Below are 19166 nucleotides of genomic sequence, written 5' to 3'. Positions count from 1 at the left end.
GGTGCGTGCCCGTGGGGGCCGGTCAGCGTGTCAGTGGAACGTGTGCTCCGGCGCGGGGAACGTGCCGCCCGCGACATCCTCGGCGAACTCCTTCGCCGCGTCCCCGAGCACCTGGCGCAGGTTCGCGTACTGCTTGGTGAAGCGCGGCACCTTGCCACCGGTCAGCCCGACCATGTCCGTGTAGACGAGAACCTGCGCGTCGGTCCCGGCACCGGCGCCGATGCCGACGGTCGGGATGTGCAGCGCACGGGTGACCTCGGCGGCCAGCTCCTCGGGGACCAGCTCCAGCACGACGGCGAACGCGCCCGCGTCCTGGACCGCCTTGGCGTCGCGCATCAGCTGGTGGGCCGCCTCGTCGCCGCGGCCCTGCACCCGGTAGCCCATGGCGTTGACCGACTGGGGGGTCAGGCCGATGTGGCCCATGACCGGGATGCCCGCCTCGACCAGCAGCCGGATCTGCTCGTGGGACCGCTCGCCGCCCTCCAGCTTGACCGCGCCGACGCCCGCGTCCTTGATCAGCCGGGTGGCGCTGCGGAGCGCCTGGACGGGACCCTCCTGGTACGAGCCGAAGGGCAGGTCCGCCACGATGAGGGCGCGCTTGGTGCCCCGCACGACGGCGGCGGAGAGCACGGTCATCTCGTCCATCGTGACGGGCACGGTGGTCTCGTAGCCGAGGTGGCAGTTGCCCATGGAGTCCCCGACGAGCATCACCGGGATGCCGGCCTCGTCGAAGACGGAGGCGGTCATCGCGTCGTAGGCGGTGAGCATGGGCCACTTCTCGCCGCGCTCGGTGGCGGCGGCGATGTCGTGGACGGTGACGCGGCGGGTGGACTTCCCTCCGTACAGCGCCTTGCTGTTGCCGGGGGGTGTACCTGCGGGGGAGGACGGATTCTGTGCAGCCGAAAGCGACATGGCTGGTGAACTCCTTCGTCATCTCGAGGCGCCCTGACGGCGTCCCCGGACCTCTTCCATGGTGGCATCCCGCCGGGGCGAACGGGAAGTGGGCCCGCGCGACCCCGCCAGGTGGGCGGGCGTTGGGGAAGTCTTTAACAATACGAGACGGTCTCGTATCGAAATGAGGTTAGGCTCGCCCCATGCCTGAACCGTCACGTTCCCCCGCCACGCCCACGCCTTCCGGGCCCGCCGTCCCCGGGCCCGCCGAGCCCCGCGTGCCCGAGGCGATCCACCGCCGCCGGTGGTGGATCCTCACCGTCCTCATGTTCAGCCTGCTCATCGTGGTGCTGGACAACTCGATCCTGAACGTCGCGGTCAAGACGATCGCGAGCCCCGCCCCCACCGGCATCGGCGCCACCCAGAGCGAGCTGGAGTGGGCGATCAACTCCTACACGCTCGTCTTCGCCGGACTCCTCTTCACCGCGGGCCTGCTCGGCGACCGCATCGGCCGCAAGAAGGTCCTCCTCTTCGGCATCCTGGTCTTCGGCATCGGCTCCGCCCTCGCCGCCCTCTCCGCCACCCCCGGCCAGCTCATCACCTGGCGCGCCCTGATGGGCTTCGGCGCGGCCTTCGTGATGCCCGCCACGCTCGCCGTCCTGATGAACGTCTTCGAGCGCGACGAACAGCCCAAGGCCATCGGCATCTGGGCCGGCAGCGTCGGCCTCGGCATCGCGATCGGCCCGATCACCGGCGGACTGCTCCTGGAGCACTTCTGGTGGGGCTCGATCTTCCTGGTGAACGTCCCCGTGGTGGTGATCGCCCTCGTCGCCATGGCGGCCCTGGTCCCCGACTCCCGCGACCCGAAGCCCGGCAAGGTCGACCCGGGGGGCGTCGCGCTCTCCATCGTCGGCCTGGTCCTGCTGGTGTACGGCATCATCCGGGGCGGCGAGCTGGCCGACTTCACCGACACCACCGTGCTGCTCTCCATCATCGGCGGCGTGCTGGTGCTGGCCGGATTCGTCTGGCACGAGAAGCGCAGCAGCCACCCGGCGATGGACATCACGTACTTCCGCAAGCCCGCGTTCTCCGCCGCCGTCGCCGCGATAGCACTGGTCTTCTTCGCGCTCATGGGCGTGACGTTCTTCTCCGCCTTCTACCTCCAGAGCGTGCGCGGCTACAGCGCACTGCAGTCGGGCCTGCTGATCGTTCCGCTCGCCGCCGCCCAGATGATCTTCGCGCCCCGGGCCAGGCTGGTCGTGGACCGCTTCGGCGCCCGCGCGGTCTGCACGGCCGGCATGCTGCTGGTCACGGCGGGACTCGCGTCGTTCGCCCTGTTCGACGCCGGTACGCCGGTGTGGGCGCTGTGCCTGGTCTTCTTCGTCCAGGGCACCGGGATGGCGCACATCATGCCGCCCGTCACCGTGGCCGTGATGCAGGCGCTGCCCCGCGAGAAGGCCGGTTCCGGATCGGCCATCAACAACACCTTCCGCCAGGTCGGCGGCGCGCTCGGGATCGCGGTGCTCGGCTCGGTGCTCTCCACCGTCTACCGGGGCGGCATCGAGGGCCATCTCGGCGCGGTCCCCGCCGGGGCGAGGGCGGTGGCGGGGGAGTCCGTCGAGGCCACGCTCGGGGCTGCCGAGAGGCTCGGCCCGGTGGCCGGAAGGCCTCTGGTGACCGCCGCCCACGACGCCTTCATCGGCGCCATGCACGTGACCGCGCTCGGCTCGGCGGCCGTCGCCCTGATCGGAGCGGCCGTCGTCGCCCGGTACCTGCCGGGCCGACCCCCGGCGGCCCCGGAGGTCCCCGGCCCCGCCCAGGTCCCCGCCCCCCGACCGACGGAGGAGCCGGCGAAGAGCTGAGCGACGGCTGAGAACAGCCCTGGGACGGCTGCCCGGCAGCTGGCGGACTGCTGCCGGGCCGGGCCCCCGACCCCTGCCCCGCCCCGGTCGGCGAGAATCGGGGCGGGCGCGACGGTCGTACGGCGACGGTCGTACGAGGGCGACGGCGAGAGGCGGCATCAGGTGCGGGACCAGGACGGCGAGCGGGACGGCGAACAGGACGGGGCGCGGGGAGAGCGGCGGGACGGCGGGCGCCCCGGGTGCCCCCCGTCCCCCGACGACCAGGAGCCCCGCCGGGGCCGCCCCCGCAGCGCCGCGGCCGAACGGGCGATCCTGGACGCAGTGGTCGCCCTCCTGGAGGCGGGCCAGCCCCTGGCCGGGCTCTCCATCGAACGCATCGCCCGTACGGCGGGCGTCGGCAAGGCCACCATCTACCGCCGCTGGTCCGGCAAGGAGGAGCTGTTCGTCGACGTCGTACGGGACATGGAACCCGACGACCCGCAGGTCTCCGGCACCGAGGGCCTCGCCGACCTGCGCATCATGCTGGAGTCCCTGCGCAGCCGGGGCCTCGCCCAGCGCTCCTCGGCCCTGCTCCACAACATCTTCGCCCAGATGAAGAGCCACCCCAGGCTCTGGGACGCGTACTTCGGCACGGTCATCGCCCCCCGGCGCGCCGCGATGCTGGCGGCGGTGCGCCGGGCCGTCGCCGCCGGAGAGCTGCGCGACGACCTCGACGTGGAGCTGATCGACGACCTCTTCGTCGGCCCGGTGCTCGTCCGTACCGTCCACCGCCCGGAGGCCCCCCTCCCCGACGACCTCGTCGACCGCCTCATGACGGCGCTCCTCCAGGGGCTGGCCCCGCGACGAGTGTGATCGTTCTGTCACAAGCCCCCACCGCCGGGGCCGTACCGGAACCTCCCGTCCCGCTCCACTCGTCCTGCAGGCGTAGGGCCGTCGCCGGCGGACGGACGCCGGAGTCGGCGCGGGGACGTCGACGGCGGTGAAGGCGCCCCCATCACCTAGGGTCGGGGGCGCGGCGATGTGTACGGCAAGGCAGTGAGGACGAGCGCGATGGTGCAGGCGTACGGGGCGGACACGGGCAACGGCAGCGCGGAGCGGCCGCAGCCCGGAGAGAACCGCTTCCGGGGCCTTGTGGACAGGGCGAGGCGGGACCCGGGGATCTGGCGGCGCGGGATCGTGCTGGCCCTGTGCTCGGTGGTGCTGACGCTCGTGATGGTCTTCCACGCGCAGATCCCGAACCGGGTCGGCAACCTCGGCAGCCTCATCGAGACGTTCCTGCCGTGGATCGCGGTGTTCATTCCGGCGCTGCTGCTCCTGGCCCTGCTGCGGCGCTCCGCCACCGCGCTGATCGCCCTGCTGCTGCCCGCCGTGGTCTGGCTCAACACCTTCGGCGGCCTGATCACCGACAAGTCCGGCACCGGCGGCGACCTCACCGTGGCCACCCACAACGTCAACGCGGGCAACCCCGACCCCGCCGGCACCGCCCAGCAGGTCGCGGGCTCCGGGGCCGATGTCGTGGCCCTCCAGGAGCTGCCGGGCTCGCAGGTGGCCACCTACGAGAAGTCGCTCGCCGCCCGCTACCCGTACCACTCGGTCCAGGGCACCGTCGGGCTGTGGAGCAAGTACCCGCTCAGCAACACCAGGCCCGTCGACATCAAGATGGGCTGGACCCGGGCGATGCGCTCCACGGTCAAGGCGCCGCAGGGCGAGGTCGCGGTGTACGTGGCCCACCTGCCGTCGGTCCGGGTCAAGCTGCGCGCCGGGTTCACCGCCAACCAGCGCGACAGCAGCGCCGACGCCCTCGGCGAGGCCATCGCTGACGAGCCGGTCAAGCGGGTCGTCCTCCTCGGTGACCTCAACGGCACGATGAACGACCGCGCCCTCAAGGCGGTCACCTCGCAGATGCGCTCCACCCAGGGCGCGGCGGGCGACGGCTTCGGCTTCAGCTGGCCCGCCTCGTTCCCGATGGCCCGGATCGACCAGATCATGGTCAAGGGCGTCGAGCCGAAGTCCTCGTGGACCCTGGCCGCGACGGACAGCGACCATCTGCCGCTGGCGGCCCGCGTACAGCTGTGACCGCCCCGCGGGGCGCGTGCGGCGGTCAGTTCACGGCGTAAGCGCGGAGAGGTCCCGAAGACGGGAGGAAGCCGGCCGCCGCCCGGCGTCCAAGGCGGGGCGGCGGGCCTTCGTTCCGGAGGTACCCCCGCTCACCGGCCTCGGCTCCCGCCTGCCGCGCGGGAGGAACCGGCACGCCGGACGGACCCGAGGGAACACCGCCGCCTGGGCCCGCACGGGGCACCCCGGCCCGTCCGGCGTCGGAGGACAGCGGCGACCGCCGGTCGCCCCCGCACCCCCGCCCCGCCACCGCGGACCCGCCAGGGCCTGCCGTCGAACCTCGGCCTGCCGCGCGACGCCCGGCACGCACGCTCACGGCGTTGCCGAGATGCCCTGGTGACTCCCTACCACCCCAGGCTCTCCACCGCGACCGAGCGGGGGAGACCCCGTCCACGACCCCTCCGGCGCCTCGCGATCGCACGCACCGGCCGCCGCGCGGACGCCCTCCGGCCGACGACGGCAGCGGGACGACACGTCCTACGACGACTCCCGCCACCGATTCGTGATCGGCAGCCGCCGGTCCTTCCCGAACCCCTTCGGCGAGATCTTCGTCCCCGGCGGATACTGCCGCCGCTTGTATTCGGCGGTATCCACCATCCGCAGGGTCTTCGCCACCAGCTCCGCGTCGAACCCGGCCGCCACGATGGAATCGAGACCCTGATCCCGGTCCACGTACAGCTCCAGGACCGCGTCCAGCACCTCGTAGTCCGGCAGCGAGTCCGTGTCGACCTGCCCCGGCCGCAGCTCCGCGCTCGGCGGCTTGGTGATCGAGGCCTCGGGAATCGGCGGGACCTGCCCGCGCTCCTCCGCCGCCCGGTTGCGCCACTTCGCCAGCCGGAACACCGACGACTTGTAGACGTCCTTGATCGGCCCGTACGCCCCCACCGCGTCCCCGTACAGCGTGGAGTAACCGACCGCCAGCTCCGACTTGTTGCCCGGCGCCAGCACGATCTGCCCCTCCTGGTTGGAGATGGCCATCAGCGTCGTACCGCGCAGCCGAGCCTGGAGGTTCTCCTCCGCCAGCCCGGTGAGCCCCAGCGACTCCATGTACGCGTCGAACATCGGGGCGATCGGCACCGTACGGAAGTTGAGCCCGGTCCGCCGGGCCAGCTCGGCCGCGTCGTCCTTGGAGTGCTCCGAGGAGTACTTGGACGGCATCGAGACGCCGTACACGTTCTGGGCCCCCACCGCATCGCACGCGATGGCCGCGCAGAGCGCCGAGTCGATTCCGCCGGAGAGACCGATCAGCACACTGCTGAAACCGTTCTTCGCGGCGTACGCGCGGAGTCCCACGACCAGCGCCGAGTAGATCTCCTCCTCGTCCTCCAGCCGCTCCGCGTACCCGCCCGCGAGCTCCGGCTCGTAAGCGGCGACCGGCTCGTCCGACAGCACGACATGGTCGATCCGCAGCCCGTCGTCCACGACCCCCGAGGGCGCCACGGGTGAGGCCGCGGGCAGCTCCAGGTCGAGGATCACGCTGCCCTCGGAGAACTGGGGGGCACGGGCGATGACCTCGCCCTCCCGGTCGACGACGATGGAGTCACCGTCGAAGACCAGCTCGTCCTGGCCGCCGATCATCGCCAGGTAGGCCGTCGTGCACCCGGCCTCCCGGGCCCGCTTGCGGACCAGCTCCAGCCGGGTGTCGTCCTTGTCCCGTTCGTACGGAGAGGCGTTGATCGACAGCAGCAGCCCGGCCCCGGCGGCCCGGGCGGCCGGGACGCGCCCGCCGTCCTGCCAGAGGTCCTCGCAGATCGCGAGGGCCACGTCGACGCCGTGGACGCGGACGACGGGCATCGAGTCGCCCGGCACGAAGTACCGGAACTCGTCGAAGACGCCGTAGTTCGGCAGGTGGTGCTTGGCGAAGTTGAGGGCGATCCGGCCCCGGTGGAGCACGGCGGCCGCGTTGCGCGGGGACCCTGCGGGCTGCCCGTACCGCGCGGCGGCGTGCTCGGAGCGGTCCAGATAGCCGACGACGACCGGCAGCTCGCCGAAGCCCTCCGCGTCGAGCCGGGCGGCCAGCGCGCGCAGCGCCTGCCGGGAGGCCTCGACGAAGGACGACCGCAGGGCCAGGTCCTCGACGGGGTAGCCGGTCAGCACCATCTCGGGGAACGCCACGAGGTGGGCGCCCTGCTCGGCGGCGTGCCGGGTCCAGTGGACGATCGCCTCGGAGTTGCCGGCGAGGTCACCGACGGTCGAGTCGATCTGATTCAGTGCGAGGCGTAGTTGAGGCACGCCCGCCAGTGTAATCGTCTTTCTGACGCGATGTCCCGGCGGCCCAGGCAAAATCTCCCTCGGACCGCCGGAACCGCAGGTCAGACCGGTTGTGCGAACCGGTTGTGCACCCCGGCCCGCGCCGCGCCCCGAGGGCTAGCCGCGATACCCGAGGACCGTCATCATCCCGGCCTCCGCGTGGTAGACGTTGTGGCAGTGGACCATCCACAGCCCCGGGTTGTCGGCGTCGAAGTCCACCGTCAGCGACCGGTGCGGCAGCACGATCGCGGTGTCCTTGCGTGCCCCGGCGCCGTTCCCCGCCAGCGCGAAGGTGTGGCCGTGCAGATGGAGGGGGTGCCACATGGTCGTCGCGTTGTCGAAGACGACCCGCACCCGCTCCCCGGCCTCCACCGGCCGCCGGTGCTCCGCGCTGTACGGCTTCCCGTCGAAGGCCCAGTCGTACGCCTCCATCGAGCCCGTGAGCCGCATCCGGACGGTCCGGTCGGGCGTCCGCTCCTTCAGCGCCACCGACGGGTCCGGCACCAGCCGCCCCGCCTCGACGAGCTTCCCGTCCAGCTCCTTCGGCCGTACGGAGGCGGCGGGCGCGCCACCGCTCCCGGTCCGCAGCAGCGCGAGGGCGGACGCCTTCTTCCCCTCGGCCAGGGCAGTGAGCGGGAAGACCCCGTCCCCGGCGGTGACGAGGACGTCGTACCGCTCGCCCATCCCCAGCAGCAGCGCGTCCCCCGTGGTGTGCCGGACGGGGAAGCCGTCGGTGTGGGTGACGGTCAGCCGGTGGCCGCCGAGCGCGACCCGGAAGGCGGTGTCGCCGCCCGCGTTGATGATCCGCAGCCGGATACGGTCGCCGGGCCGCGCCCGGAAGGTCCCGGGGGCGTCGGCCACGCGTCCGTTGACGAGGTAGTACGGATAGGCGACGTCCCCGGCATCGCCACCGAGCAGCTCACTGCGCGCGCCCATCATCATCCGCGAGGGCCCGCCTTCGGCCGGATCGTCCTCACCGGACATGGTGTGCGCCCCGTGATCCATCCCGTCGTGCCCGCCGCCCATGCCGCCGGACAGCTCCTTGAGCACGGTATCCGGAGTGGAGCCCTCCACCCCGTCGACCCAGTCGTCCAGGACGACGACCCACTCCTTGTCGTACGAGAGCGGCTCCTTCGGGTCCTCCACGACGAGTGGCGCGTACAGCCCGCGGTCCTGCTGGACGCCGGAGTGGGGGTGGAACCAGTAGGTGCCCGGGTGGGGCACGGTGAACCGGTAGCGGAAGTCGGCCCCCGGCGCGATGGCCCGCTGGGTGAGCCCGGGGACGCCGTCCATGTCGTTGCGCAGGGCGAGGCCGTGCCAGTGCAGGGAGGTCGGCTGGGGGAGGTGGTTGGCCAGGGTGAGGTCGAGGGTCTCCCCGGCGGTCACCCGCACCTCACGCCCGGGCAGCCGGTCCCCGTACGCCCAGGAGGCGACGGTCGTGCCGCCGCCCAGATCGAGCCGGGTACGGGTGGCGGTGAGGGAGACCTTCCGTACGGGGCCGGAGCCGCGCGCCTTCTCGGCCGCCGCGACCTCCTTGCCGTCGGGGGAGACGTACGTACCGGAGCCCTGGGCACCGGCCGGGGCGTCGGAGCCGCTGTGGCCGCCTCCGTGGCCGCCGCCGTCGGAGCAGGCGGCGAGGGCTCCCGTACCGGCGACGGCGAGAGCGGCGCCGAGCACGGCGCGTCGGGTGGGCTGTGTGGACATGCTGAATACACCTCTGGGGAACTGCTGGGTTGCTTCGGGTGGAAAGGGCGGAGGTGAGCGCCCACTCCTACATACGCAGCACCGAGACGGTGGCGAGCACCGATATCGGGGGCGGCGGAGCGGCCCGCGGCACCCGCGGGAGGAGCCCCGTCCCCACCGGCGTACCGAGCCTCCGCCCGCCCCCGCGCGCCCCGAACAGCCAGAGCCCGACGAGGGCGAGCCCCCAGGCGCCGAGGACGGCGAGACAGACGGAGAGCGGGTCCATGCCGCTCATGGGGAAGTCGGGTGGCCCGGGGGCGCGGTGGTGCCCGGCACCGACGGAGGCGCCGTCGACCCCGACTGCGGACACGGCGGCATGCGCGGACACGGCGGCATGCTCGGCCGGGGCGGCATGCTCGGCCGGATGACCGACGGTGTGCATGGTGAAGATGCCGAAGAGCAGCGCGGCGAACAGCAGCAGCCGCCCGCACATCGCGCTCCCGCTCCGGGATCCGCCGACCGTACGCACCATGAGGTGCAGCCTACCCCGGGAGGGTATGTGGGGCGGAACGGGCGGTGGCCCGGCACCCCACGACACAGGGACACCGGGCCACGCGACCACACAGGCTCAGCCCCGCGAGTACACCTTCTCCGCCCAGGCGGCGATCTGCTCCTCGGTGAGGTGCTGGGCGAGGTCGGCCTCGCTGATCATGCCGACGAGCTTCTTGTTCTCGACGACGGGGAGCCGTCGGATGCGGTGGTTCTGCATCTCCTCCAGGACCGCGTTCACGTCCGCGTCCGCCTCGATCCAGCGGGGCGTGCCCTGGGCGAGGTCCCCGGCGGTCACCTTCGACGGGTCGTGGCCCTTGGCCACACAGCCGACGACGATGTCGCGGTCGGTGATGATGCCGACCATCCGGTCCGAGTCACCGTTGGCGGAGACGGGCAGCGCGCCCACGTTGTGCTCACGCATCAGCTGCGCCGCGCGGTCGAGCGTCTCGTGGGCGGGGATCCAGCGGGCCCCGCTGTGCATGATGTCTTTGGCGGTCGTCATGGGGGATTTCCTCCTGCGTGCCGATGGCACTGCCGTACGGCCCCGAGCGCAACCCATCGTCTTCGCGCGGCCCGGAGCACGCGACCGCAATCGCCCGTTCGGGTGCGTGGGTACGAGGCACGGGGGCCGCCCAACGGCCCGCCGCGGCCCCCGTGCGGCAGGGCCGCCGACCGTATCGGGTGGCCGGGTGCTCCGTCTCACACCGTGTGCGTAATCTGGGGGAAATCCCGGGTCGCGATACTGAAGTGTCCCCCTACCCCGGGCGGTGGTGCACGGACCGTCTGAACTGCAAGGATGTGGCAATGGACAAGCAGCAGGAATTCGTCCTCAGGACCCTTGAGGAGCGCGACATCCGCTTCGTGCGGCTGTGGTTCACCGACGTCCTGGGATTCCTCAAGTCCGTCGCCGTGGCCCCGGCCGAACTGGAGCAGGCCTTCGACGAGGGCATCGGGTTCGACGGCTCGGCGATCGAGGGCTTCGCCCGGGTGTACGAATCGGACATGATCGCCAAGCCGGACCCGGCGACGTTCCAGATCCTGCCGTGGCGTGCGGAAGCGCCGGGCACGGCGCGGATGTTCTGCGACATCCTGATGCCGGACGGCTCCCCGTCGTTCGCGGACCCGCGGTACGTGCTCAAGCGCATCCTCGCCAAGACCTCCGACCTCGGCTTCACGTTCTACACGCACCCCGAGATCGAGTTCTTCCTGCTCAAGAACAAGCCGGTGGACGGCTCGCGCCCCACCCCGGCGGACAGCTCGGGCTACTTCGACCACACCCCGCAGAACGTCGGCATGGACTTCCGTCGCCAGGCGATCACGATGCTCGAATCGATGGGCATCTCGGTGGAGTTCAGCCACCACGAGGGCGCGCCCGGCCAGCAGGAGATCGACCTGCGGTACGCGGACGCGCTGTCGACGGCGGACAACATCATGACGTTCCGTCTGGTGATGAAGCAGGTGGCGCTGGAGCAGGGCGTGCAGGCCTCGTTCATGCCGAAGCCCTTCTCGGAGTACCCGGGTTCGGGCATGCACACCCACCTCTCCCTCTTCGAGGGCGACCGCAACGCGTTCTACGAGTCGGGCGCGGAGTACCAACTCTCCAAGGTGGGCCGCTCGTTCATCGCGGGTCTGCTGAAGCACGCGGCGGAGATCTCGGCCGTCACCAACCAGTGGGTCAACTCCTACAAGCGCATCTGGGGCGGCTCGACCCGAGCGGCCGGCGCGGGCGGCGAGGCCCCCTCGTACATCTGCTGGGGCCACAACAACCGCTCCGCCCTCATCCGCGTCCCCATGTACAAGCCCGGCAAGACCGGCTCGGCCCGCGTCGAGGTCCGCTCCATCGACTCCGGGGCCAACCCGTACCTGACCTACGCGGTCCTCCTCGCCGCCGGCCTCAAGGGCATCGAGGAGGGCTACGAACTCCCGGCCGGCGCCGACGACGACGTCTGGGCCCTCTCCGACGCCGAGCGCCGCGCGATGGGCATCGAACCGCTCCCGCAGAACCTGGGCGAGGCGATCTCCCTGATGGAGAAGAGCGAGTTGGTCGCCGAAACCCTGGGCGAGCACGTCTTCGACTTCTTCCTCCGCAACAAGAAGCAGGAGTGGGAGGAGTACCGCAGCGAGGTCACGGCCTTCGAGCTGAAGGCGCTGCTGCCGGTGCTGTAGTCGCAGGTCAGCGGCTTGGGTGACGGAAGGCGGGCGGGTCGCTCGGTTCAACGGGGGCGACCCGCCCGCAGTCATGGTCAGCTCTGGGCCGTGTAGGGGCCGTCAGGCCCGGACGGGCGGCCCGGGTACACCTCGTCCATCGCCGCGCGAGCCCGCCCCTTGCTGCTGGGAAGCAGGATGGGTGCAGGTCCGCGGAGCGAACCCGGGGTCGGTGCGCCCGAGACGTCGGGTGCGCCGCCAACGGTAGGCTGCGTCGTCAATCGCGATCACCCGAGGGGCCTCATGCAGCTCTCACCGACGCCACTCAACCGTCTGGCGAACAGTTGCCTCGGCGTCGTTCCGGCGGTTGCCGGGATCGCCTATGCGGTGCAAGCCGATCACGGGGTGCTCCGGCTCGCGGCCGGTCTGGCCGTGATCGCCTTCTCCGTGTTGGCAGTACGGGGGTACCGCCTCGGCGTGACGTGCGAGCACGCGCGGATGTCGGTCCGTGGCTACCTGCGTACAAGGGTGATCGACCGGGAGCGCATCTCGGAGGTGACGGACTTCCCCGCGGTGAGGTGGACGGCCCCCTCCGGACGCCAGCGATGGACTCCGCTCATGGCGTTCAGGACGAGCCCCGGCGAATTCCCGGCAACCCGTCTCCGCAAGGAGCGCGCCGTCAGCAAACTGCGACGGTGGGCCAGGCGGGGGCAGGGCTGATGAGGGTGGTGACCGTGACCGTTGAGGGCGGCCGGAGCCGCGCTCCTCGTACCCGCCTGTGCCCGCCCGTGCGCGATAGTCGGGGCATGGTGTCACCGTCCGGCCTCCCCGGTCTCCGTCGAGCCGACGCCGGTGCTCGGGGCCCCGCGTGAACCTCACCGAAGTCCACCGTCGGGTGCTGGCCGATGTGTTGGACGTGGGCGCTGACCATGCCCTCGTCCTCGCCGGTGGCTGTGCCGTACAGGCTCATGGGCTGGTCGACCGACCCGGTCGGGACGTGGACGTGGCCACCGAGAGTCCTGCGGCCATGAAAGGCATCGCGGCCGCCGTGCGTGCCGGACTGTGGCAACGCGGTTGGCAAGTAGCGAAGCTGGACGTCGACCTGGTGTCGGCGCAGCTGATCGTCACCGATCCGGTCGGTGGTGCGGCATGTGAACTGGGGCTGCGCAAAGAGGTGTTGTGGCGGCCTCCCGTACGGACTCCGCTCGGGCCGGCGCTCTCGCTCGAAGATGTCGTGGGCACCCAGGTCCGTGCGCTGGCCTCCCTCGGACTCGTACTCGACCTGGTCGATGTGCGAGCGGCCGTCGGCAATCGGAGTTACGTCGAGTTGGAGGAGCTGGGGCGGCGGCATGCCCCCGACTCCTTCGACCTGGTCGAGCTCCAGGCGCGGCTGGAGGGGGCCGACTGGGTCGATGACGCCGAGTTCGCCGCGTACGGGCTCGGTGAAGGAGACGTCCCCGTACTGCGGTCGTGGGCGCAGGCGTGGGCCAACGACATCGCCGAGCGGCTCCTGGAGGAGGGGACGCCGCCGCCCGAGGGGTGAGGCCCGGGCCCGCGCCCGGTGAAGGCGGTCGCGGGCCCGGGGGTGCTGTACCAGGGGCGTCCCCTCGGCGAGAGGCCGTACACCGTACGCGCTACACCGGGGGCGTTCCCGGCGGGGAAGGGGCCGGGGGCGGGTCGGGGAGCGGGGGGCCCGGGTTCGGTGGGGGCTGCGGAGGGCCCTCCCTGTGCTTGCCCTCGGGGCGGACCTCGCGGGGCGGCAGGCCGTAGACGCCCAGCGGCGGGAAGAGGTCCACGCGGCGCGGGTAGTCCCCCTCCGCGCACTCCGCGCAGAGCAGGTCCCGGCCGGCCTCCGTGTGCCGGGCGGCCGTCACCGGCGCGTTCCAACAGGCCTCGCAGGTACGGACGTCCGTCGCGGACAGGGCGATCATCGGTGCCTCCCGGGCGGGGCCGGTAAGGCGTGATGGATGGCGGTCGTACGCATGTGGTGCCTCCGTCTCGGGGGAGTGGGTGAGCCGTGACTCGGGGAGCGGGTGAGCCGGGCTCAGGGAGTGGACGGGCCGCGCCGCTCAGCGGCCGGGCCCTACGCGCGGGTCTCGCGCCACGCGCGGACGAGCTTCGCGGCCGTGGGGCAGACCGTGCCCGCCCGGCAGGCGCCGCACGTCGTCGTGTGGGCGAGCAGATCGCGGTAGGCCGCGTCGGGAGCGTCGGTCGTGGTCACAGTCGCCTCTCTGCTGATCTCGGCCCAGACGAACTCGGCGGTGCGGGTGAGCGTGTGTCCGAAGTGATCGGCCGTGGCCAGGGCGGCGAGGACCGCCGCGTGCTCGGTCCCCGTCAACTCGGTGGGGAGGTCGGCCTCGACGCGGATACCGGCTGCGGTGTCGACCACGCGCGGTTCGATGCCGATGGCCGCGGTGAGCATGCCGGTCAGTGCCGCTGCCCGCGCTTGTGCTGAGTGCACAGTTCTCCCCTGTGAACGGATGTCACTCCATGCAATGCTGAATATTCAGCTTCAACCTGATGGGTTAGCTTTGTCAATATCGAGCCCTGAACGCCGCACCCTCACGGAGCCGCCGAAATGCCTCGCGATACCCCGTACTTGCAGGTGGCCGACAAGATCCGCACCCGGGTGATGGCGGGTGAGTGGAGTGTCGGCGACAAGCTGCCGTCCCGCGCCCGGTTCGCCGAGGAGTACGGCGTCGGCCAGTCCGTCGCCCAGCGCGCGATGGAGCGCCTGATCATCGAGGGCATCCTCGAAGGCCGTGCCGGATCGGGCACCTACGTCCGCAAGGCCCGCCAGCGCCTCCGGATGGTCCGCTCACGCCTCCGCCAGGACCGTGCCGGCTCCCCGTTCCGCGACGGCCTGAAGGATCAGGGTTCGGACGGCACCTGGGAGTGCAACAGCCGGGCGCGCGTCCCCGCCACCGAGGACATCGCCGCACGGCTGGCGATCGAACCGGGCGACCTCTGCGTCATGACGCACTACGAGTTCCTCGCGGACGGGCAGCCCGCCCAACTCGCCACCAGCTGGGAGCCGATGGCCATCACCGGCGGCACGCCCATCCTGCTCCCCGAGATGGGACCGCGGGGCAAGATCGGCGTCGTCGCCCGTATGCGCTCCATCGACGTCAACATCTCCACCGCCCTCGAAATGCCGCGCCCGGCCCGCGCCACCCGCGAGCAGGCCAACTTCCTCGGCATCTCCGTGGGCGAACTGGTCACTCAGCTGGAGCGCATCTACTTCGATGCCGACGGCCGTCCGGTGGAGACCGCCGACATCATCGTGCCGGACATCCGCTGGGAGATCGCGTACGAGATCGACGTCGACGACTCCCGGTTCTGAGCGGTCCCGGGGCGGCTGCCGAGCCGTTCCGGGGTGGTTCCGAGCTGATCGGAGGCGGTCGGCCGGCGCGGTCGGCCGCCTCGGCCGTCATGCGCACGGCCGGGTCGGGCAGCAGCGTCGCCACCCCGACCGGGACCGGACCGCCGGTGGCGAGTCCGGCAGTTCGCGCGGCGGACCCGGAAGGGGCCGAGCCGCTTCAGACGGGGCACAGTCTGCATCCTGCCCGGCCCCAAGCCCCTCCCGCCGCCGATGCGCGTGTCCCGCCCTGTTGTAGGGTTGCCGCACCCCGCAACCGGGGCACCGCCCCCCGCTGAGGGGCCGACCTGGGAGGTGAGACCCATTACCGCTGGATCAGTCTGGGTGCTCACCCCGTACGGTCGCGTCGGACGGCCGGTTTAGCGAGCGATCGCGGAGCGCCCATCGGCATTCCCGAAAGGCTTTCGCCCGCATGGTGCTTCCCTCCTTCCTCAGTTCCCTCTCCACCACCGCCGATGTCCTGCGCCGCGCCGGCTGCGTCTTCGCCGAGGACGAGGCCGCGCTGCTCCATGAAGCCGCCGCCTCCCCGGACGAGCTGGCCCTGCTGGTCGAGCGCCGTGCCGACGGGCTGCCGCTCGAACACGTGCTGGGCTGGGCCGAGTTCTGCGGTCGGCGGTTCGCCGTGGATGCCGGGGTCTTCGTGCCGCGGCGGCGTACGGAGTTCCTGGTGGCGCAGGCCGCCGCGCTCGCGCCCCCGCGGGCTGTCGTCGTCGATCTCTGTTGCGGTACGGGGGCCCTCGGGGTCTCCCTGGCCGGGGTGGTGGACCACGTCGAGCTGCACGCCTGTGATGTCGAGCCCGCCGCCGTACGGTGTGCCCGGCGGAACCTGGGTGGGCTCGGGGTGGTCCATGAGGGGGATCTGTTCGGGCCTCTGCCGCCTCGCCTGGCCGGGCGGGTCGACGTGCTGCTCGCCAACGTGCCGTACGTACCGAGCGCCGATGTGGAGCTGCTGCCCGCCGAGGCCCGGGTCTATGAGCCGCGCGTCGCCCTGGACGGGGGCGGGGACGGGCTCGACGTCATGCGGCGCGTCGCCTCGGACGCGCCCCGGTGGCTCGCACCCGGCGGGAGCCTGCTCGTGGAGGCGAGCGAACGGCAGCGGGACGCGGCGGTGGAGGTCCTGCGGGGCGCCGGGCTGAGCCCGCGGGTCGTGGTGTGCGAGGAGCTGTACGCCACCGTCGTCATCGGTACGGCGGGGGCGCGGGCCTCGGCGGGCCGTGGCCGCGTCCCGAATCCGGCCGGGCAGGACTAGGCTCGGTGGAGATCGGATCGGGCGGCGGGAGAGGGTGCGATGACGACGGTGCCGGGGCGGAGAAGCAGCACGTTCACCAGGCTGCTGCGGCACGGATTCACCGACCCGTCCGCCGCCGAGCGGCTGCTGGAGCTGGACGACCTCGCCTCCGTGCGGTCCGATCCGGTCCTCTTCGAGGCGCTCGGCGCCACCGCCGACCCCGATCTGGCCCTGCGCGGCCTCGTCCGGCTCGTGGAGGCCGGGGAGGAGGGCGAGCGGCGGGTGCTGCTCGACACCCTCATCACCGCCAAACCCCTGCGCGACCGGCTCCTCGGGGTGCTCGGGGCGTCCGAGGCGCTCGGTGACCACCTGGCCCGGCACCCGCGCGACTGGCAGGCGCTCGTCACGTACGAGGCGAGCGACCTGCACCCCGGGGTCGCCGAGTTCGAGCGGGGGCTCGCCGACGCCGTCGACGCGGACTCGCTCCGCGTCGCCTACCGCCGCTGCCTGCTCACCCTGGCCGCCCGGGACGTCTGCGGGACCACCGGCATCGCCCAGACCGCCGCCGAACTGGCCGACCTCGCGACCGCCACCCTCCGTGCCGCCCTCGCCATCGCCCGGACGGCCGCACCCGAGGACGCCGCGCAGTGCCGGCTCGCCGTCATCGCGATGGGCAAGTGCGGCGGGCAGGAGCTGAACTACGTCTCCGACGTCGACGTCATCTTCGTGGCCGAGGCCCGCGACGGCGTGGAGGAGCACAAGGCGCTCCAGGCGGCCACCCGGGTGGCCGCGCACATGATGCGGCTCTGCTCCGAGACCACCGCCGAGGGCACGATCTGGGAGGTCGACGCCAACCTCCGGCCCGAGGGCCGCAACGGGCCCCTCGTACGGACCCTCAGCTCCCACCTCGCCTACTACCAGCGGTGGGCGAAGACCTGGGAGTTCCAGGCGCTCCTGAAGGCGCGCGCGGTCGCCGGGGATCCGGAGCTGGGTGCGGACTACGTCGACGCCGTCTCCCCGCTCGTCTGGCAGGCCGCCGACCGGGAGAACTTCGTCCCCGACGTGCAGCAGATGCGCCGCCGCGTCGTCGACAACATCCCCGCCGACCGGATAGACCGTGAGCTCAAGCTCGGGCCCGGCGGGCTGCGGGACGTCGAATTCGCCGTGCAGCTCCTCCAGTTGGTGCACGGGCGCAGTGACGCGTCGCTGCGCAGCGGGACCACCCTGGAGGCCCTGCGTGCGCTGGCCGAGGGCGGGTACGTGGGGCGCGCGGACGCCGCCCAGCTCGACGAGGCGTACCGCTTCCTGCGCTCCATGGAGCACCGCATCCAGCTCCACAGGCTGCGCCGCACCCATCTGGTCCCCGACGGCGAGGCGGATCTGCGGCGGCTGGGGCGGTCGCTCGGGATGCGGACCGACCCGGTCGCGGAGCTGAACAAGGCGTGGCGGCGGCACGCGTCCGTGGTCCGGCGGCTGCACGAGAAGATCTTCTACCGGCCGCTGCTGGACGCCGTCGCCCAGCTGGCCCCCGGCGAGTCCCGGCTCAGCGCAGAGGCCGCCGCGATCCGGCTGGAGGCGCTGGGGTACGCCGACCCGGCGTCCGCCCTGCGCCATCTGGAGGCCCTCTCCTCCGGGGTCTCCCGCAAGGCGGCGATCCAGCGCACGCTGCTGCCGGTGCTGCTGGGCTGGTTCGCGGACTCGGCCGACCCGGACGCCGGGCTGCTGGGCTTCCGCAAGGTGTCCGACGCGCTGGGCAAGACTCCGTGGTACCTGCGGCTCCTGCGGGACGAGGGTGCGGCGGCGGAGAACCTCGCCCGGGTCCTCTCCGCCGGCCGCCTCGCCCCCGACCTGCTCCTGCGGGCCCCGGAGGCGGTGGCGATCCTGGGTGACCCGGGGGGGCTGACCCCCCGCACCCGGGAGCACCTGGAGCAGGAGGTACTGGCCGCGGTGGGGCGTGCGGACGGGGCGGAGTCGGCGGTGGCGGTGGTGCGCGGGGTGCGGCGGCGGGAGCTGTTCCGTACGACGGCCGCCGACATCATCGGCTCGTACGGTACGGAGGACAGCCCGGCCGAGCAGGATCTCGGGGCCCTCGTCGACCGCGTCGGCTCCGCCGTCACCGACCTCAACGCCGCCACCATCGCGGGCGCGCTTCGGGCCGTCGTACGGGAGCGGTGGGGCGACACCCTGCCGACCCGGTTCGCCGTCATCGGGATGGGGCGCTTCGGCGGCCACGAGCTGGGTTACGGCTCCGACGCGGATGTCCTCTTCGTGCACCGGCCGCGCGAGGGCGTGAGCGACGAGGAGGCGAGCAAGGCGGCCGACGCCGTCGTGGGGGAGATGCGGCGGCTGCTGCAACTGCCCACCGCCGACCCGCCGTTGCTCATCGATGCCGATCTGCGTCCTGAGGGGAGGACCGGGCCGCTGGTGCGGACGCTGAAGTCGTACGAGGCCTACTACCGGCGCTGGTCGCTGGTCTGGGAGAGCCAGGCGCTGCTGCGGGCCGACCACATGGCGGGCGACGCGGAGCTGGGGGCCGAGTTCATCGAGCTGGTGGATCCGCTGCGGTATCCGGCGGAGGGGCTCGGTGAGGACGCCGTACGCGAGATCCGCCGACTCAAGGCGCGGATGGAGTCCGAGCGGATGCCGCGGGGCGCCGACCCCACGCTCCACGTGAAGCTCGGGCGGGGCGGGCTGAGCGACGTCGAGTGGACCGTCCAGCTCATGCAGATGCAGCACGGGTGGGCCGAGCCGGGGCTGCGGACGACCCGCACGCGGGAGGCACTGGCCGCCGCGTGCGCGGCCGAGCTGATCCCGGGCGAGGACGCGGAGATGCTGGACGAGGCGTGGGTGCTGGCCACGCGCGTGCGGAACGCGGTGATGCTGGTGCGGGGGCGGCCGGGCGACACGTTCCCGTCCGACTCCCGCGAGCTGGCCGCGGTGGGGCGGTACCTGGGGTACGAGCCCGGGCATGTGGGGGACATGCTGGACGACTACCGGCGGATCACGCGGCGGGCTCGGGGAGTGATGGAGGAGCGGTTCTACGGGGCGGGATGAGTCCGGG

General features: G+C 72.4%; 16 protein-coding genes. 9 read left to right on the top strand and 7 right to left on the bottom strand.

Translation table 11 applies throughout. The annotated features are described in order from the left end of the window. Nucleotides 1-30 precede the first annotated feature (30 nt). The gene (gene panB / locus AC0682_RS10275) at nucleotides 31-912 is read right to left on the bottom strand and encodes a 3-methyl-2-oxobutanoate hydroxymethyltransferase (RefSeq protein WP_478532136.1); all 882 of its coding nucleotides are present in this window, start codon (nucleotides 910-912) and stop codon (nucleotides 31-33) included. A gap of 182 nt (nucleotides 913-1094) precedes the next feature. Here panB and AC0682_RS10270 point away from each other — a divergent pair, with 182 nt between their 5' ends. The 3 genes from AC0682_RS10270 to AC0682_RS10260 all read left to right on the top strand — a co-directional run bounded on the left by AC0682_RS10270 (nucleotide 1095) and on the right by AC0682_RS10260 (nucleotide 4829). Then, nucleotides 1095-2753, top strand: coding sequence for an MFS transporter (locus AC0682_RS10270; RefSeq protein ID WP_478532135.1), 1659 nt, complete (start codon nucleotides 1095-1097; stop codon nucleotides 2751-2753). A gap of 162 nt (nucleotides 2754-2915) precedes the next feature. Continuing rightward, the gene (locus AC0682_RS10265; RefSeq protein ID WP_478532134.1) at nucleotides 2916-3605 is read left to right on the top strand and encodes a TetR/AcrR family transcriptional regulator; all 690 of its coding nucleotides are present in this window, start codon (nucleotides 2916-2918) and stop codon (nucleotides 3603-3605) included. A gap of 198 nt (nucleotides 3606-3803) precedes the next feature. Continuing rightward, on the top strand, nucleotides 3804-4829 hold the full coding sequence (locus AC0682_RS10260) for an endonuclease/exonuclease/phosphatase family protein (RefSeq protein ID WP_478532133.1): 1026 nt from the start codon (nucleotides 3804-3806) through the stop codon (nucleotides 4827-4829). Nucleotides 4830-5345: 516 nt separating this feature from the next. Here AC0682_RS10260 and AC0682_RS10255 read toward each other — a convergent pair. The 4 genes from AC0682_RS10255 to AC0682_RS10240 form a co-directional block, all read right to left on the bottom strand. Continuing rightward, complete coding sequence (locus AC0682_RS10255; protein WP_478532132.1) at nucleotides 5346-7100, bottom strand: NAD+ synthase; 1755 nt, start codon at nucleotides 7098-7100, stop codon at nucleotides 5346-5348. Between the two features lie 135 nt (nucleotides 7101-7235). After that, a complete protein-coding gene (locus tag AC0682_RS10250; RefSeq protein WP_478532131.1) occupies nucleotides 7236-8822 on the bottom strand; it encodes a multicopper oxidase family protein in 1587 nt (528 codons plus the stop codon). A gap of 67 nt (nucleotides 8823-8889) precedes the next feature. After that, nucleotides 8890-9333 carry a hypothetical protein gene (locus AC0682_RS10245; RefSeq protein WP_478532130.1) on the bottom strand — a complete coding sequence of 148 codons (444 nt, stop codon included), beginning with the start codon at nucleotides 9331-9333 and terminating at the stop codon, nucleotides 8890-8892. 96 nt (nucleotides 9334-9429) lie between these two features. After that, the gene (locus AC0682_RS10240; RefSeq protein ID WP_478532129.1) at nucleotides 9430-9855 is read right to left on the bottom strand and encodes a CBS domain-containing protein; all 426 of its coding nucleotides are present in this window, start codon (nucleotides 9853-9855) and stop codon (nucleotides 9430-9432) included. A gap of 302 nt (nucleotides 9856-10157) precedes the next feature. Between AC0682_RS10240 and glnA the strand changes: the two genes are divergently transcribed. The 3 genes from glnA (at nucleotide 10158) to AC0682_RS10225 (ending at nucleotide 13041) form a co-directional block, all read left to right on the top strand. After that, nucleotides 10158-11519, top strand: a complete 1362-nt coding sequence (glnA, locus tag AC0682_RS10235) for a type I glutamate--ammonia ligase (protein WP_254812672.1) — start codon at nucleotides 10158-10160, stop codon at nucleotides 11517-11519. A gap of 282 nt (nucleotides 11520-11801) precedes the next feature. After that, nucleotides 11802-12218: a hypothetical protein gene (locus AC0682_RS10230; RefSeq protein WP_478532128.1), complete on the top strand. Its 417-nt coding sequence runs from the start codon at nucleotides 11802-11804 to the stop codon at nucleotides 12216-12218. A 148-nt stretch (nucleotides 12219-12366) separates the two neighbouring features. Beyond that, on the top strand, nucleotides 12367-13041 hold the full coding sequence (locus tag AC0682_RS10225; protein WP_478532127.1) for a hypothetical protein: 675 nt from the start codon (nucleotides 12367-12369) through the stop codon (nucleotides 13039-13041). 91 nt (nucleotides 13042-13132) lie between these two features. Here AC0682_RS10225 and AC0682_RS10220 read toward each other — a convergent pair whose 3' ends face one another. Both AC0682_RS10220 and AC0682_RS10215 read right to left on the bottom strand, forming a co-directional pair. After that, the gene (locus tag AC0682_RS10220) at nucleotides 13133-13429 is read right to left on the bottom strand and encodes a hypothetical protein (RefSeq protein ID WP_478532125.1); all 297 of its coding nucleotides are present in this window, start codon (nucleotides 13427-13429) and stop codon (nucleotides 13133-13135) included. Nucleotides 13430-13581: 152 nt separating this feature from the next. Next, a complete protein-coding gene (locus tag AC0682_RS10215; protein WP_478532319.1) occupies nucleotides 13582-13920 on the bottom strand; it encodes a hypothetical protein in 339 nt (112 codons plus the stop codon). A 156-nt stretch (nucleotides 13921-14076) separates the two neighbouring features. Here AC0682_RS10215 and AC0682_RS10210 point away from each other — a divergent pair, with 156 nt between their 5' ends. From AC0682_RS10210 to AC0682_RS10200, 3 genes are all read left to right on the top strand, one after another. Next, nucleotides 14077-14841, top strand: coding sequence for a GntR family transcriptional regulator (locus AC0682_RS10210; protein ID WP_478532124.1), 765 nt, complete (start codon nucleotides 14077-14079; stop codon nucleotides 14839-14841). 448 nt (nucleotides 14842-15289) lie between these two features. Then, the gene (locus AC0682_RS10205; protein ID WP_478532123.1) at nucleotides 15290-16126 is read left to right on the top strand and encodes a putative protein N(5)-glutamine methyltransferase; all 837 of its coding nucleotides are present in this window, start codon (nucleotides 15290-15292) and stop codon (nucleotides 16124-16126) included. 39 nt (nucleotides 16127-16165) lie between these two features. Continuing rightward, nucleotides 16166-19159, top strand: coding sequence for a bifunctional [glutamine synthetase] adenylyltransferase/[glutamine synthetase]-adenylyl-L-tyrosine phosphorylase (locus tag AC0682_RS10200; protein WP_478532121.1), 2994 nt, complete (start codon nucleotides 16166-16168; stop codon nucleotides 19157-19159). Nucleotides 19160-19166 lie beyond the last annotated feature (7 nt).

Source organism: Streptomyces sp. NPDC043746 (genome assembly GCF_056436485.1).
This window is presented reverse-complemented; position numbering and strand designations above follow the sequence as displayed.